Raw genomic sequence first — 13,351 nt, 5'->3', positions numbered from 1 at the left:
GGCGGGTGTTTTCACTTTCCTGCTGATATTAATTGATCCAATCGGACTTTACGGAACGTCTAGGCTCCCACTTGAATAGGTGGGAGTTTGGTTTTCTGCTAAAGCAGGATAAAGGAGAGATAAAGATGGAAAAAGTCACTGTATTTGGTGCAGGCAGCTGGGGAACAGCGCTCAGTTATGTACTGGCGCAAAATGGCCATGATCTTCTATTATGGACCCACCGCCAAGACCAAGCGAATGAGATCAATCAACATACGAACAAGCGCTATTTAAAAGAAACCATTTTACCAGAGTCTTTAAAAGCGACAGCGAACCTTGATGATGCGGTGGCGCACGCGGATATTTTCGTGTTGGCTGTTCCTACTAAAGCCATTCGTGAAGTGTCGCAGGATATCCGTGGACGCATGACGAAAAAAGGCTTGTTTGTCCATGTTTCAAAAGGCATTGAACCGGATTCGCTTAAACGGATCAGTGAGATGATCCGTGAAGAAATCCCGGCTGATTTGATCGAAGAAGTTGTTATCCTATCCGGGCCAAGCCATGCAGAGGAAGTTGTGCAGGAGCATCCGACAACCGTTACGGCCGCGTGTGAAAATACACAAGCGGCGAATCGTGTTCAGGATTTGTTCATGAATTCCTATTTCCGTGTTTACACGAATACCGATGTTATCGGGGTGGAAATCGGAGGGGCTTTGAAGAATATCATCGCCTTAGCAGTCGGGATTACTGATGGCCTCGGTTATGGGGATAATGCGAAAGCGGCGATCATGACTCGAGGCCTGGCTGAAATTGCCCGCCTTGGCGTGAAAATGGGTGCAACGCCTCTGACCTTTTCTGGCTTATCGGGTGTTGGCGACTTGATCGTTACCTGCACGAGCGTCCACTCGCGCAACTGGCGGGCAGGCAACATGCTTGGCAAAGGCAAGAGCGTCGAAGAAGTGCTGGCTGAAATGGGCATGGTTGTCGAAGGAATCCGGACTACAAAAGCTGCCCACCAATTGGCCGCTGAATTCAAAGTGCCTATGCCGATAACGGAAGCTTTGTATGCGGTATTGTTTGAAGGCGTCAAGCCGGAGAACGCTGTAGAAGAGCTGATGGGCCGCATGAAGAAAAATGAAATGGAAGATTTGATCGACTTGCTGTAATTGTCACAAACGGAGGGGCTGCTTGCTGCTGTCCCTTCTTTTTTTATGCTATACTATGGACTGAAACTCCACGAAAGGCGGCTTATTCATGAGTTCTTTGGATAAAATGTGGGTATCGTTTGCAGGCATCGCTTTTTTGATCATTTCCATGGGATTGATCTATTTGAGCCGATACAAATTGCAAAACGGCATCCTGAAATTTCTATTTGCGCTGATCGCGTACGTTCTGCTGATCCTGGGCTTCTTTATTATGGTTTTCACTGTATTCAGCGGACCGACCGGTGGCGCCTGAGGGGATGGACATAATGAAAAAAACAACAGCATTGCTGCTCGTCCTGTTGGTGACTAGTTTTCTAACGGCTTGTGGGTACCCCGGCAGCGAACGGGCGGAAAATCAGATTCCCTATGAAGATCAGCTAGCCACTGCACAACAAGCGGTTGAACGCTACCAAGAGGCAAATGGTGGCTTATTGCCGATTAAGACACGGGATATGGACGTCGATCAATTCATCAAGTATCCAGTCGACTTTTCGAAAGTTGTGCCGGAATTTACAGCCGAGATTCCGAGCAACGCGTTTGAAGTCGGCGGAATCTACCAATACGTGTTGATGGACGTAGAGGAAAATCCTACCGTCAAGCTCGTTGACCTTCGGGTGGCAGAAGGCATCCGTTCAGTCAACGTAAGAAAGAGCGCGAATGGCGGCAGAGCCCCGATTTCTGAGATCATTGCCGACAATGTGTATAAATTCAATCATGAAGCAATGGGTTTCAGTGAAGAACCAATGGTGCAAAGCCCGTACAGCAGTAAAATGCTGCCCATGGTCATTACTGGACAGGGCGATGTCTACATCGATTATTCCATCGATTTGTATGAGGCAATCCAAAGCTACGAAGGTGAACTCGAACAAGGGCAGGATATCCGTTTTATCCTTTACGAAAACAGCCCAATCGTGCCTGCTTATTCGCTTCCGTACACTATTGATGAAAATGGTGAACCTATTTTTCTAACGGATGAAAAAGCCTGATACAGCACGGATTTGCTCGAAATCCACATGTTTTTGAAAATATTGGGAGTATTTGGTGGTTTTCTTTTAAATGCGGCCTATTTGTTGTTGCTATGCGATTTTCGTTGTGATACTCTTTTTACAGGATTGATGGCAAGCATCCCCTTTGAGAGGAGGTGAATAGCATGAACAAAACAGAATTAGTGAACTCTGTTGCAGAAGCGGCTGAACTTTCTCGTAAAGATGCTGCGAAAGCAGTTGACGCTGCATTTGAAGCGATTCAAGATGCTCTAACTAAAGGTGACAAAGTACAATTGATCGGATTCGGTAACTTTGAAGTTCGTGAGCGTGCGGCCCGTAAAGGACGTAACCCACAAACAGGTGCTGAAATCGAGATCGCCGCAAGCAAGGTTCCTGCCTTTAAGCCAGGTAAAGCACTTAAAGACGCAGTGAAATAAGCTTCGACTACTGTACATAGAATGGCTTTTGCGAGATCTAATCTTGCAAAGGCCATTCTTTTTTTCGGCCCCGTTTTTGCCAATACCCCCCGTAAATGCTACAATTCAGGTGAGAAAAGCGGAGTTGTTTCTTGGCTCAACAGAAATAGGCGCGTGAAACTGCAACGATCGATGGCTGTTTTCAACCGCTGCCCCAAATAGAGTGATTTTTCTACAGGAGGAAACAATGTGATAGATATGAAAAGCCATAACGTAGATATGGAAAAAATAGAGCAAGCTGTCGGGATGATTTTGGAGGCAGTCGGAGAAGATGTGGGCCGTGAAGGGCTGCAGGATACCCCGAAACGCGTCGCGAAGATGTATGCGGAAGTTTTTGCGGGATTGAAAGAAGACCCGAAAGAATATTTCCGCACAGTGTTTCATGAAAATCATGAAGAACTCGTATTGGTCAAGGACATTCCCTTCTATTCGATGTGTGAGCATCATTTGGTGCCATTTTTCGGAAAAGCGCATATCGCCTATATCCCGCGTGATGGGGTGGTTACCGGCCTCAGTAAATTGGCGAGAGCAGTTGAAACGATCTCAAAACGCCCTCAATTGCAGGAAAGAATCACTTCCACCATTGCCGATTCGATGATGGAAACTTTGAACCCCCACGGCGTGTATGTCATGGTCGAAGCCGAGCATATGTGCATGACCATGCGCGGCATCAAGAAGCCAGGTTCGAAGACAGTCACGGCAGTGTCAAGAGGCGTATTGGAGACAGATGACATCAAACGCTCGGAAGTTATTACCTACATCAATATGAACTAAAACTATGAAAAAGCAGGTGTAAGCAATGGCACAAACTGAATATGTGATTATCCGTGCACAGGAGGATGGCGTCAATGTCATCGGGCTGACGCGCGGCAATGATACAAAATTCCATCATACAGAAAAGCTCGACCGCGGCGAAGTGATGATCGCCCAATTCACCGAACATACATCAGCGATGAAAATTCGCGGCAAGGCGGAAATCCATTCCGCACACGGCATCATCGAAAGCGACGCGAAAAAATAAGCGTTAATGGTGAAGGCCATAAGGGCGTTATGCTATAATATGAGCTATGGCTAACCTATGAATGGAGCAGGCAGTATGAACGGACAACAAATACAATCCAAAATCATCTCCATGGAAATCGACGTACTAAAAGCAGTCCGCCAACGAACGCTAGACCAGTTGACGGAAGGGCCTTTTGTCAAAGAGGCTCGCCTGTTTTTCTTGCTGCTGCCGTTTTTTAACGGAGAGCAATGGTCGGATAAAATGGAGTCAAGCGCACGCACTGTCGCGATCGTTTACGCTGCGCTGCACTCGCACGACCGAGTGAAAGAAGAAATGCCCATCAGCAAAGAACAGCAATTGACAGTGTTAGCCGGAGACTTCTACAGCGGCATCTATTATCAATTGCTGGCTGAAGGCAAAAATATCGAGATGGTCCAAAAGCTCGCGACAGCCATCATACAGGTAAGCGAGAAGAAAGCCTCTTTTCATGAACGTACGCTCCAACAGCCGGAGCAAGTGGAAGAGACGGCGACAGTGATCGAGACAGCTTTGCTGAATGCGTTCTACGAGGAAAATGGATTCACCCATTACAAGCAGCTGATGGAGCAATCCCTGCTCTATATACGCTATACAGAAGAGCTGGAAGCAATGAAGAACGGCGAATTCAGTTATATCCTGCGCTTGCTCAGCGAGACTTTGATTCAGTCGACATTCATTGAGCGCTGGCTTACTGGCCGCCTGGAAATTTTGGGCAATGAAATAGTGGCGTCCATTAATGATTGTGAGTTGGATTTTGAACTCAAAAATGTATTGCTCCACCAAATTATTCCGCATCGGCTTAGTGCTGAACCGCTGACGCGAGAAGGATGACGATGATGCAGAAAACGAAAGAACAACGAGTTCACGAAGTGTTTGAAAAAATATCCGAAAACTATGACCAGATGAATTCGGTCATCAGCTTTCAGCAACACAATAAATGGCGCAACGATACGATGCATAAAATGCAAGTAGCGAAAGGCGCAGAATGCATTGATGTCTGCTGCGGCACCGCAGACTGGACGATTGCGCTTGGAGAAGCTGCAGGGCCTACAGGGCACGTGGTCGGATTGGACTTCAGCCAGAACATGTTGAATGTTGGGCATCAAAAAACAGACCATATGCCCCAAATCGAGTTGGTGCAAGGAAATGCAATGTCTTTGCCATACCCGGATAATTCCTTCGACTTTGCGACAATCGGCTTTGGGTTGCGTAATGTGCCGGATTATGAACAAGTGTTATCTGAAATGCATCGAGTCTTGAAACCTGGTGGGATGATTGCCTGCCTAGAAACTTCGCAGCCTGAAAGCCTAGTGTTCAAGCCATTTTTCCGGATGTATTTCCGTTTTATCATGCCAGTATTCGGCAAGATGTTCGCGAAAAGCTATAAAGAGTATTCGTGGCTTCAGGAGTCAGCTAAAACATTCCCGGGCATGAAAGAGCTTGCGAAACTGTTCAGCAAAGTCGGATTTGATAAAGTGAAATATAAACCATATTCAGGAGGGGCTGCTGCCCTGCATATGGGATTGAAAAAGTAAACAAGCGGGAGAAGGTTATTAAGTGGAAAAGATGAAGTTGAAATTGCTCTATTCCGACCTGAAACCGGAGCTGGAACTGATCGAAAAAGAACTGGAACAGGCAGTGGATTCCGAATCCCTTCTATTAAATGATGCTTCTCTTCATTTATTGCAGGCCGGAGGAAAACGGATCCGTCCTGTTTTTGTTTTGCTTGCCGGAAAATTCGGGGATTATGATATCGAATTGCTGAAGCGTGTCGCTGTGCCGTTAGAGCTTATACATATGGCGTCTTTGGTCCATGATGATGTCATAGATGACTCCGAAATTCGTAGAGGGCGCCCGACTGTTAAATCGGAATGGAATAATAGTGTGGCAATGTATACGGGCGATTTTATTTTGGCCAGGGCGCTGGAGCGGATTACGGAAATTGAATCGCCAAGAATCCATGATATACTATCGAAGACCTTAATCGAAGTGTGCCGTGGGGAAATTATCCAGATTGAAGACAAATACAGGCTAGACCAAAGCTTGCGGGATTATTTGCGGCGCATTAAACGCAAAACTGCTTTATTGATCTCTTCCAGCTGTGAATTGGGTGCATTGGTATCGGGGACCGATGAGAAAACTGCAGCGCATTTGCGCCGTTTCGGTTATTTCATCGGCATGTCGTTCCAGATTATCGATGATATCCTCGATTTTACAGCAAGCGACCAGGAATTGGGCAAACCGGCCGGCAGCGATTTTATTCAAGGCAATATCACCTTGCCGATTTTATACGCGCGCCGGGATCCCAAGATCTATCAGATGCTGCGGGATAATTTGAACCAGGACATTTCCGATGAGAAACGCCTGGAAATTGTTCGCACGATCCGCACAAGCAACGCGGTCGATGAAGCGAAGCGGATGAGTGAACGTTATTTGGAAAAGGCACTGAAAGAACTGGACTATTTGCCGAAAGGCCCCGCGATGAAAACGATGCGCAAAATCGCCTTCTTCATCGGCAAGCGAAAGTTTTAGTTTCCGGTTGACAAATGATTGGACAATGATAGTATTTTTTAAGGTGGGCAAAGTGCCCGAGCTTTTTAACAGAGGAGTGTTCTAAAATGGAAAAAACATTTTTGATGGTAAAACCTGATGGTGTACAACGCAATGTTATCGGTGAAATCGTTTCTCGTTTCGAGAAAAAAGGCTATCATTTGGCAGGCGCTAAATTGATGCAAATCCCAACTGAACTTGCTGAACAGCATTACGGCGAGCACAAAGAGCGCCCGTTCTTCGGCGAACTTGTAGACTTCATCACTTCTGGGCCAGTTTTCGCAATGGTTTGGGAAGGCGAAAACGTCATCTTGACAGCGCGTCAAATGATGGGAGCTACTAACCCGAAAGATGCAGCTCCAGGAACAATCCGCGGCGACTTCGCAGTTACTGTCGGCAAAAACATGATCCACGGATCTGATTCAGCTGAAAGCGCTGAGCGCGAAATCGGCTTGTTCTTCAAAGAAGAAGAATTAGTATCTTACGAAAAAACAATGAACAGCTGGGTTAACTAATCCAACTATTGAAACTGCGGCCGCGCAATTGGCCGCAGTTTTTTTATTTTACGGAGCAACTAGAGCAACGGAGAGCGAGTGAGTGAAATGAAATATGAAAGCGATTTCTTTTATTGGCGCGGGTTTGTTGCTATTCGAATGTTTAGTTTTCTTCATATTTAGGATAGAATTGAACAAATGCCATGTGGTATAGTGAAACTTAAATACTTTAGCACGTTGAAGGGAGAAAGTGTACATGCGTTACTTAACAGCAGGAGAATCTCACGGTCCACAATTGACCGCCATTATTGAAGGGTTGCCAGCGCAATTGCCTTTGACGGCGGAAATGATCAATAAAGAGTTGAAACGGCGCCAAGGAGGCCATGGCCGCGGCCGCCGCATGCAAATCGAGACAGACACAGTGGAAATCGTTTCAGGCGTCCGCCACGGAAAGACTTTGGGTTCACCGGTCGCATTAGTCGTTAAAAACGATGACTGGAAGCATTGGACGAATGTCATGGGTATCGAACCGATCGAAGAAACCGATGAAGTGAAACGGCAATTGACACGGCCACGCCCGGGACACGCTGATTTGAACGGTGGAATGAAATATGGCCACCGTGACCTGCGAAACGTATTGGAGCGTTCTTCTGCACGTGAAACGACCGTACGTGTGGCTGTAGGCGCAGTGGCCAAGCAGCTTCTCGCTGAACTCGGCGTGAAGATTGTGTCACATGTGACAGAAATCGGCGGCATTAAAGTCGACCCGACAAGTTATATCGGAAAATCCGCAGATGAAATCCGTGACATCGTCGAACAGGATTCCGTCTATTGCGCAGACTCGTCAAAAACAAAAGAAATGACCGATTTGATAGATGCTACTAAAAAGAATGGTGACTCAATCGGCGGGACAGTAGAAGTCATTGTAGAAGGCATGCCAGCCGGAATAGGCAGCTATGTGCATTACGACCGCAAACTGGATGCGAAAATCGCTGCTTCGGTCATGAGCATCAATGCATTCAAAGGAGTGGAGTTCGGCCTTGGATTCGAAATGGCGCGTCGGCCAGGCAGTGAAGTCCATGATGAAATCATTTGGGATGAAGAAGCGGGCTACATCCGCAGCACGAACAACCTCGGCGGCTTTGAAGGCGGGATGACAACAGGCATGCCCATTATCGTACGCGGCGTGATGAAGCCGATCCCGACGCTTTATAAGCCTTTGAAGAGTGTGGACATTGAAACGAAAGAGCCATTTCAGGCAAGCATCGAACGTTCAGACAGCTGTGCGGTTCCGGCAGCCTCGATCGTGGCGGAACACGTTGTCGCCTTTGAAGCGGCCAACGCCTTGCTAGAACAATTCGACGCGGATCAATTGCCGAGGCTGAAAGAAAATATCGAAAGCTACAAAGCCTATACAAAGGAGTTTTAATCCATGAGGGAGCTGCGTGTCGAGACTGAACATCCATATATGGTGCATATTGGCCAAGGGGCAGTCAAGCTATTGGCGGAACGCTATAGCGAGTTGCTTGTAGCAGCTGATCGCATCGTCGTGATTGCAGACAGCCAGGTGGCAGAGCTGCACCTAGATAAGCTGTTCGATGCGCTGGAGGGATTCCATCCGAAAGTTCTCCGGGTGCCAGCAGGCGAAAAGGCAAAATCGGCTGAAAGCTTTATGGATTGCCATAGTTTCCTGCTTTCGGAAAGTTGCTCGCGAAACACCGTCATCCTTGCTTTCGGTGGAGGGGCAGTTGGGGACCTGGCAGGCTTTGTCGCATCGACTTTCATGCGCGGAGTGCCTTTTATCCAAGTGCCGACAACGATTTTGGCCCATGACAGCGCTGTAGGCGGTAAAACCGCCATCAACCATCCGCTTGGCAAGAACATGATTGGAACTTTCTATCAGCCACGAACGGTCGTATACGATAGCGACTTTCTGGAGACGCTGCCTGAAAACGAAATCCGCTCGGGAATGGCTGAAGTGATCAAGCATGCGTTTATTTCAAACGAAGGCTGGCTGGATGAACTGATGGCGTATCAAGATTTTGGCGCGGTATCCGGGCAGGAACTCGAAGGGCACCTGGAAAAAGGAATTGCCGTCAAATCGGCGATTGTCGAAGAAGACGAGTTCGAAGGAGGAGTCCGCAAATTCCTTAATTTCGGCCATACATTGGCGCACGCCATCGAAGCGCATTTAGGCTATGGCAAACTGACGCACGGAGAAGCTGTCGTGCTCGGTATGGCCTATGCGCTCGAACTGTCCGAAAGCCCTGAGTTGCAGCGATTTCTGGACTGGGCGAAGGTAAATTCTTACCCACTCGGGCTATTGATGGATATGTCGTTTGGAGAACTCTTACCTTATATGAAAAAAGACAAGAAATCGACGGCTGCCGCACTGAATTTTGTGTTACTTGGCGCAGTGGGCAGGCCATATATCGAAACCATTCCAGAACAACACGCGCAAGCAGCTTACGATAAGCTGAGAAAAACGATCAAGGAGATGATCTGATGATTCGAGGAGTCAGAGGCGCCATCACCATTACAAAAGATGAAGCGCCTGAAATTTTGGAGCAAACGCGCCGCCTGGTTTTGGAAATGGCTAAAGAAAATGGCATCGAACCGGATGAAGTGGCTTCAGTCATCGTATCGACGACAACGGATATTTCTGCAGCTTTTCCTGCAAAAGCCGTACGCACCATCGAGGGCTGGACATACGTTCCGGTTATGTGTACACATGAAATGGATGTACCTGGCAGCATGCCCTTATGCATTCGCGTCATGATGCACGTCAATACAAAACTGGCACAGGATAAAATCCATCATATTTATATGAATGATGCTGTGAAACTGCGTCCCGACTTATCCCAGAAAAGCCAGGTGAGCCAAGCGTGAAAACAGAAGTCCTTATAATCGGCCTTGGATTGATCGGCGGATCATTAGCAAAAGCATTGCAGCGTAACGAAGATGTTCATATATCTGGCTATGATGCGGATGCATTGACTGCCAGAAAAGCGTTCAAAATGGGCATCATCCAAAGCTCGCCGCCTGCTCTTGAGCAGGCAGCCGCCGCGGCTGATGTCATCGTTTTTGCCACACCTGTCGGGGCAACCATCAAATTAATGGAACAGAGCAAATACTGGAATTTAAAGGAAAATGTCATTTTGACAGATACCGGCAGTACGAAAGTCCAAATTATGGAAGCTTCAGCAAAGTTGACCCGTACCTTTATCGGCGGGCATCCAATGGCTGGTTCCCATAAAAGTGGGGTCGAAGCCGCCAAAGAGGTGCTCTTTGAAAACGCCTTCTATATTTTAACGCCAGGCAAGCAGGCGGCTAAGGAAGACGTAGAGAAATTGCTGGGGTTATTATCTGTCACCAAAGCGAAGATTAAAGTGCTAGAAGCAAAAGAACACGATCATATGACAGCGATTGTCAGCCATTTTCCGCATTTGATTGCAGCTGCTCTTGTCCATCAACTGGATCGGGAAGAGCAATTCCCCTTTGCGCGGCAGCTTGCAGCGGGCGGTTTTCGCGACACGACGCGCATCGCTTCTGCGAATCCGGACATGTGGCGCGATATTACCACGCAAAACAATGAAATGATTGTCGAGCAGCTGGACCATTGGATGGACCAGATGACACATTTGCGCGATATCCTGCAGAACAACGAGCCCGAGCCGATTCACCGCTTTTTCGCGAAAGCGAAGCAAACACGTGATGAACTGCCGGTTGCAGGGCACGGTGCCATGTATTCTGTATTTGATTTGTATATCGATATCCCGGATGTTCCGGGAATCATCTCGGAAATGACAGGCTATCTGGCGGAAGCCGGCATCAGCATCGTTAATTTGAGGATCTTGGAGACGCGTGAAGATGTCTTCGGGATTCTCGTCATTAGTTTCCAGACAGCGGAAGATCGTAAAAATGCGCAGCGTGTTTTTTCCGAATGCACCTCTTATGATTCATATATCTCCTGAAAGGAATGAAATTCATGTCCAAAACGATCAGCTACGCACAACCTGCGTTAACGGGCAGCGTTCAAGTGCCCGGGGATAAGTCCATCTCACACCGAGCTGTCATGTTCGGTGCGCTGGCACAAGGAACGACGACCATCGAAGGCTTCCTGATGGGGGATGACTGTCTGAGCACCATCCGCTGTTTTCGGTCGCTCGGAATCGATATCCAAATAGACGGCGAGCATGTGACGGTGAAAAGCGGCGGCAGAAAAGCCTGGAAAGAGCCGGATGCCGTATTGGATACCGGAAATTCGGGCACGACGACACGCTTGATGCTCGGCTTGCTTGCAGGCACTGATTTCCACTCGGTCATGGCAGGGGATGAATCCATCGCGCGCCGTCCAATGAAGCGTATCGTTGAACCACTGCGCTTGATGGGGGCGGATATCCGCGGGCGCGCCAATGGCCATTTCACGCCGCTTGCCGTTCAAGGGACAGCTCTTCAGGCAATCGACTATACAATGCCCGTTGCAAGTGCACAAGTGAAGTCGGCAGTACTGCTCGCAGGATTATCGGCGCAAGGGACCACAACCGTCCATGAACCGGTGCCGTCTCGCGACCATACGGAAATCATGCTCAAGCATTTTGGCGCGGACATTTCACGAGAGGGCGATATCATTTCATTGACTGGCGGACAGCAGCTGCGTGCTGCACATGTTCAAGTGCCAGGCGATATTTCATCCGCTGCTTTTATGATCGGCGCAGCGCTCATTGCTGAAGGCAGTGAAATCCAATTGAAAAATGTCGGCATCAACCCGACACGTACAGGCTTGCTTGATGTGTTAGAAGCCATGGGTGCGGACATTCAAGCAACTGGCCATAATTCCGAAGGGGAGCAAGTTGCTGATTTGACGGTCTGCAGCACTTCTTTGACAGGGACGGAAATCGGAGGGGACCTGATTCCGAGGCTGATCGACGAAATCCCATTAATTGCACTTGTGGCGACCCAAGCGCAAGGGAAGACCGTCATCCGCGATGCGGAAGAATTGCGCGTCAAGGAAACCGACCGCATACAGGCAGTTGTCACCGAGCTGACAAAACTCGGTGCCGATATCGAAGCGACAGAAGACGGAATGGTCATACAAGGTCCGACTCCATTAACTGGCGCAGCGATGAATAGCTATGGCGATCATCGCCTCGGCATGATGGCGGCGGTCGCTGCACTTATCGCAGACGGTCCTGTAACGATTGACGACCCGGGGTGCATTTCGATCTCCTACCCGAACTTTTTTGAACATCTGGATAAGCTGGCACAATAACTCTCCTTCGGGGGAGTTTTTATTATGCTAGGATGATGGTTTCGTGTACGATAACTATATAACAGCAAGGAATAGGTGATGCAAATGGCAACTTTACAAAATATCCAAGAAGCGGTGCAGGCCGGAGACACGGCTGCGCTTGATCGATTGCTCGAACAATATTTGTTGAAAGGCGATCCCGATGAACAATATGCGGTCATGGAATGGCTGCAGGAGATCGGCTTTATCGAAGAAGCACTCCGCGTGGTGGAGCATCTTCAGTATATGTTTCCAGAAGAGGCGCAATTGCGCGTCGACCGTTCGAAATTGCTGATTGATGCCGACCGTGAAGATGAGGCGCTCAATGAGTTAATGGCGATTCCAAAAGACGATGAATTATACCCCCAGGCGCTCGTCACACTAGCAGACCTATTTCAGCTTCAAGGCCTTCTTGAGGCAGCCGAATTGCGGCTGGATGAAGCAATCGGCCTGATGCCTGATGAGCCGCTCTTGCAACAGGCAAAAGCGGAACTGTTGCTCGACTCCGGGCGCTACCTGGAATCTGCACGGATCTATCAGGAACTGGAAAGCCGCAATGTCAAAATCGAAGGCGTTAACCTCAGTGAACGTCTGGCGGAAGTCTATAGTGCCGGGGCAGCTTACGAGGAAGCCTTGCCTTATTATGAGCGTGCACTGGAAGATGAAGCGCAGCCCGACGTATTATTCGGCGCAGCATTTGCCGCTTTCCAAGCGAAACAATATGAATTATCCGTGAAGCGTCTGGATGAACTTTTGGATGCCGATCCTGATTACTTCTCTGCTTATTTATTGAAAGCGCAATGCTTCAATATGATGGAAGACTATAAACGTGCTTACGATGCCATCAAAGAAGGGCTTGTGCGCGATGAATTCGACAAGGAATTGTATTTATTTGCTGGGAAACTCGCGCTGAAGCTGGGTAAAGGCGAAGAAGGCGTCGAAATGCTGCGACAGGCGATAGCACTCGATCCCGAATACATGGAAGCCCTGTATGCGTTGATATCTTATTTCCATACAGAAGAGCGGGACGAAGAATTGCTTGAACTTGCCTCGATGGCTATAGAAAGCGGCAATGACTGGCATGCCCTTTATCCGATGATTGCTAAAGCATACGATCGGACAGAACAATTCGGCAAAGCGCAGGAGTATTACGAAAAAGCCTATCCGGCCTTTTCAGACGATCCTGAATTTCTGGAATCCTACGCCTTATTTTTAGTGGAGGAAGGGAAACGTGATCGCGCTCTCGAAATAATCAAACAGCTTCAAGCGCTGGAGCCGGAAAATCCACAATGGTTCGATTGGCTGCAATCGTTTGAATGAAAGGGGGAG

At 48.3% G+C, this 13,351-nt stretch carries 16 protein-coding genes; all 16 read left to right on the top strand.

Going from position 1 to position 13,351, the window contains the following annotated elements; genetic code table 11:
• Positions 1-125 precede the first annotated feature (125 nt).
• On the top strand, positions 126-1,145 hold the full coding sequence (locus KTG14_RS00890) for an NAD(P)H-dependent glycerol-3-phosphate dehydrogenase (protein WP_216968501.1): 1,020 nt from the start codon (positions 126-128) through the stop codon (positions 1,143-1,145).
• Between the two features lie 88 nt (positions 1,146-1,233).
• On the top strand, positions 1,234-1,437 hold the full coding sequence (locus KTG14_RS00885) for a DUF2768 domain-containing protein (RefSeq protein ID WP_211654357.1): 204 nt from the start codon (positions 1,234-1,236) through the stop codon (positions 1,435-1,437).
• Between the two features lie 13 nt (positions 1,438-1,450).
• Positions 1,451-2,170, top strand: coding sequence for a hypothetical protein (locus KTG14_RS00880; protein WP_216968499.1), 720 nt, complete (start codon positions 1,451-1,453; stop codon positions 2,168-2,170).
• Positions 2,171-2,334: 164 nt separating this feature from the next.
• Positions 2,335-2,607, top strand: coding sequence for an HU family DNA-binding protein (locus KTG14_RS00875; protein ID WP_052651392.1), 273 nt, complete (start codon positions 2,335-2,337; stop codon positions 2,605-2,607).
• Between the two features lie 237 nt (positions 2,608-2,844).
• Positions 2,845-3,420: a GTP cyclohydrolase I FolE gene (gene folE, locus KTG14_RS00870; protein ID WP_216969094.1), complete on the top strand. Its 576-nt coding sequence runs from the start codon at positions 2,845-2,847 to the stop codon at positions 3,418-3,420.
• A 25-nt stretch (positions 3,421-3,445) separates the two neighbouring features.
• The gene (gene mtrB, locus KTG14_RS00865) at positions 3,446-3,667 is read left to right on the top strand and encodes a trp RNA-binding attenuation protein MtrB (protein ID WP_211654355.1); all 222 of its coding nucleotides are present in this window, start codon (positions 3,446-3,448) and stop codon (positions 3,665-3,667) included.
• A gap of 75 nt (positions 3,668-3,742) precedes the next feature.
• On the top strand, positions 3,743-4,519 hold the full coding sequence (locus tag KTG14_RS00860) for a heptaprenyl diphosphate synthase component 1 (RefSeq protein ID WP_216968496.1): 777 nt from the start codon (positions 3,743-3,745) through the stop codon (positions 4,517-4,519).
• Between the two features lie 5 nt (positions 4,520-4,524).
• On the top strand, positions 4,525-5,223 hold the full coding sequence (locus KTG14_RS00855) for a demethylmenaquinone methyltransferase (protein ID WP_216969092.1): 699 nt from the start codon (positions 4,525-4,527) through the stop codon (positions 5,221-5,223).
• A 22-nt stretch (positions 5,224-5,245) separates the two neighbouring features.
• The gene (gene hepT, locus KTG14_RS00850) at positions 5,246-6,220 is read left to right on the top strand and encodes a heptaprenyl diphosphate synthase component II (RefSeq protein WP_216968495.1); all 975 of its coding nucleotides are present in this window, start codon (positions 5,246-5,248) and stop codon (positions 6,218-6,220) included.
• A gap of 86 nt (positions 6,221-6,306) precedes the next feature.
• Positions 6,307-6,753 carry a nucleoside-diphosphate kinase gene (ndk, locus tag KTG14_RS00845; protein ID WP_058380561.1) on the top strand — a complete coding sequence of 149 codons (447 nt, stop codon included), beginning with the start codon at positions 6,307-6,309 and terminating at the stop codon, positions 6,751-6,753.
• A 235-nt stretch (positions 6,754-6,988) separates the two neighbouring features.
• Positions 6,989-8,161 (top strand): chorismate synthase, encoded by a 1,173-nt coding sequence (gene aroC, locus KTG14_RS00840; RefSeq protein ID WP_216968493.1) that lies wholly within the window; start codon positions 6,989-6,991, stop codon positions 8,159-8,161.
• A 3-nt stretch (positions 8,162-8,164) separates the two neighbouring features.
• Complete coding sequence (aroB, locus tag KTG14_RS00835) at positions 8,165-9,238, top strand: 3-dehydroquinate synthase (protein ID WP_216968491.1); 1,074 nt, start codon at positions 8,165-8,167, stop codon at positions 9,236-9,238.
• Positions 9,238-9,621, top strand: a complete 384-nt coding sequence (gene aroH, locus KTG14_RS00830) for a chorismate mutase (protein ID WP_211654349.1) — start codon at positions 9,238-9,240, stop codon at positions 9,619-9,621. Before aroB ends, aroH begins: the two co-directional genes overlap by 1 nt.
• Entirely contained in the window at positions 9,618-10,706 is a 1,089-nt protein-coding gene (locus KTG14_RS00825; protein WP_216968490.1) for a prephenate dehydrogenase, read from the top strand. The genes aroH and KTG14_RS00825 overlap by 4 nt, the downstream gene beginning before the upstream one ends.
• 14 nt (positions 10,707-10,720) lie before the next feature.
• A complete protein-coding gene (aroA, locus tag KTG14_RS00820) occupies positions 10,721-12,004 on the top strand; it encodes a 3-phosphoshikimate 1-carboxyvinyltransferase (RefSeq protein WP_216968488.1) in 1,284 nt (427 codons plus the stop codon).
• 84 nt (positions 12,005-12,088) lie between these two features.
• A complete protein-coding gene (locus tag KTG14_RS00815; protein ID WP_216968486.1) occupies positions 12,089-13,342 on the top strand; it encodes a tetratricopeptide repeat protein in 1,254 nt (417 codons plus the stop codon).
• Positions 13,343-13,351 lie beyond the last annotated feature (9 nt).

It is taken from the genome of Planococcus sp. CP5-4_YE (assembly GCF_019042655.1).
GTDB lineage: Bacteria > Bacillota > Bacilli > Bacillales_A > Planococcaceae > Planococcus.
Note: the sequence above shows the minus strand (reverse complement) of the source record. Positions and strands in the feature narration are given on the sequence as shown.

Excerpts from the sequence above, each read along its gene's own strand:
- KTG14_RS00855 (WP_216969092.1), top strand. The coding sequence starts at position 4,525 with ATGCAGAAAACGAAAGAACAACGAGTTCACGAAGTGTTTGAAAAAATA.
- aroC (WP_216968493.1), top strand. The coding sequence starts at position 6,989 with ATGCGTTACTTAACAGCAGGAGAATCTCACGGTCCACAATTGACCGCC.
- ndk (WP_058380561.1), top strand. The coding sequence starts at position 6,307 with ATGGAAAAAACATTTTTGATGGTAAAACCTGATGGTGTACAACGCAAT.
- KTG14_RS00885 (WP_211654357.1), top strand. The coding sequence starts at position 1,234 with ATGAGTTCTTTGGATAAAATGTGGGTATCGTTTGCAGGCATCGCTTTT.
- aroA (WP_216968488.1), top strand. The coding sequence starts at position 10,721 with ATGTCCAAAACGATCAGCTACGCACAACCTGCGTTAACGGGCAGCGTT.
- KTG14_RS00890 (WP_216968501.1), top strand. The coding sequence starts at position 126 with ATGGAAAAAGTCACTGTATTTGGTGCAGGCAGCTGGGGAACAGCGCTC.
- aroB (WP_216968491.1), top strand. The coding sequence starts at position 8,165 with ATGAGGGAGCTGCGTGTCGAGACTGAACATCCATATATGGTGCATATT.
- KTG14_RS00815 (WP_216968486.1), top strand. The coding sequence starts at position 12,089 with ATGGCAACTTTACAAAATATCCAAGAAGCGGTGCAGGCCGGAGACACG.
- folE (WP_216969094.1), top strand. The coding sequence starts at position 2,845 with ATGAAAAGCCATAACGTAGATATGGAAAAAATAGAGCAAGCTGTCGGG.
- mtrB (WP_211654355.1), top strand. The coding sequence starts at position 3,446 with ATGGCACAAACTGAATATGTGATTATCCGTGCACAGGAGGATGGCGTC.
- KTG14_RS00860 (WP_216968496.1), top strand. The coding sequence starts at position 3,743 with ATGAACGGACAACAAATACAATCCAAAATCATCTCCATGGAAATCGAC.
- aroH (WP_211654349.1), top strand. The coding sequence starts at position 9,238 with ATGATTCGAGGAGTCAGAGGCGCCATCACCATTACAAAAGATGAAGCG.
- KTG14_RS00880 (WP_216968499.1), top strand. The coding sequence starts at position 1,451 with ATGAAAAAAACAACAGCATTGCTGCTCGTCCTGTTGGTGACTAGTTTT.
- KTG14_RS00875 (WP_052651392.1), top strand. The coding sequence starts at position 2,335 with ATGAACAAAACAGAATTAGTGAACTCTGTTGCAGAAGCGGCTGAACTT.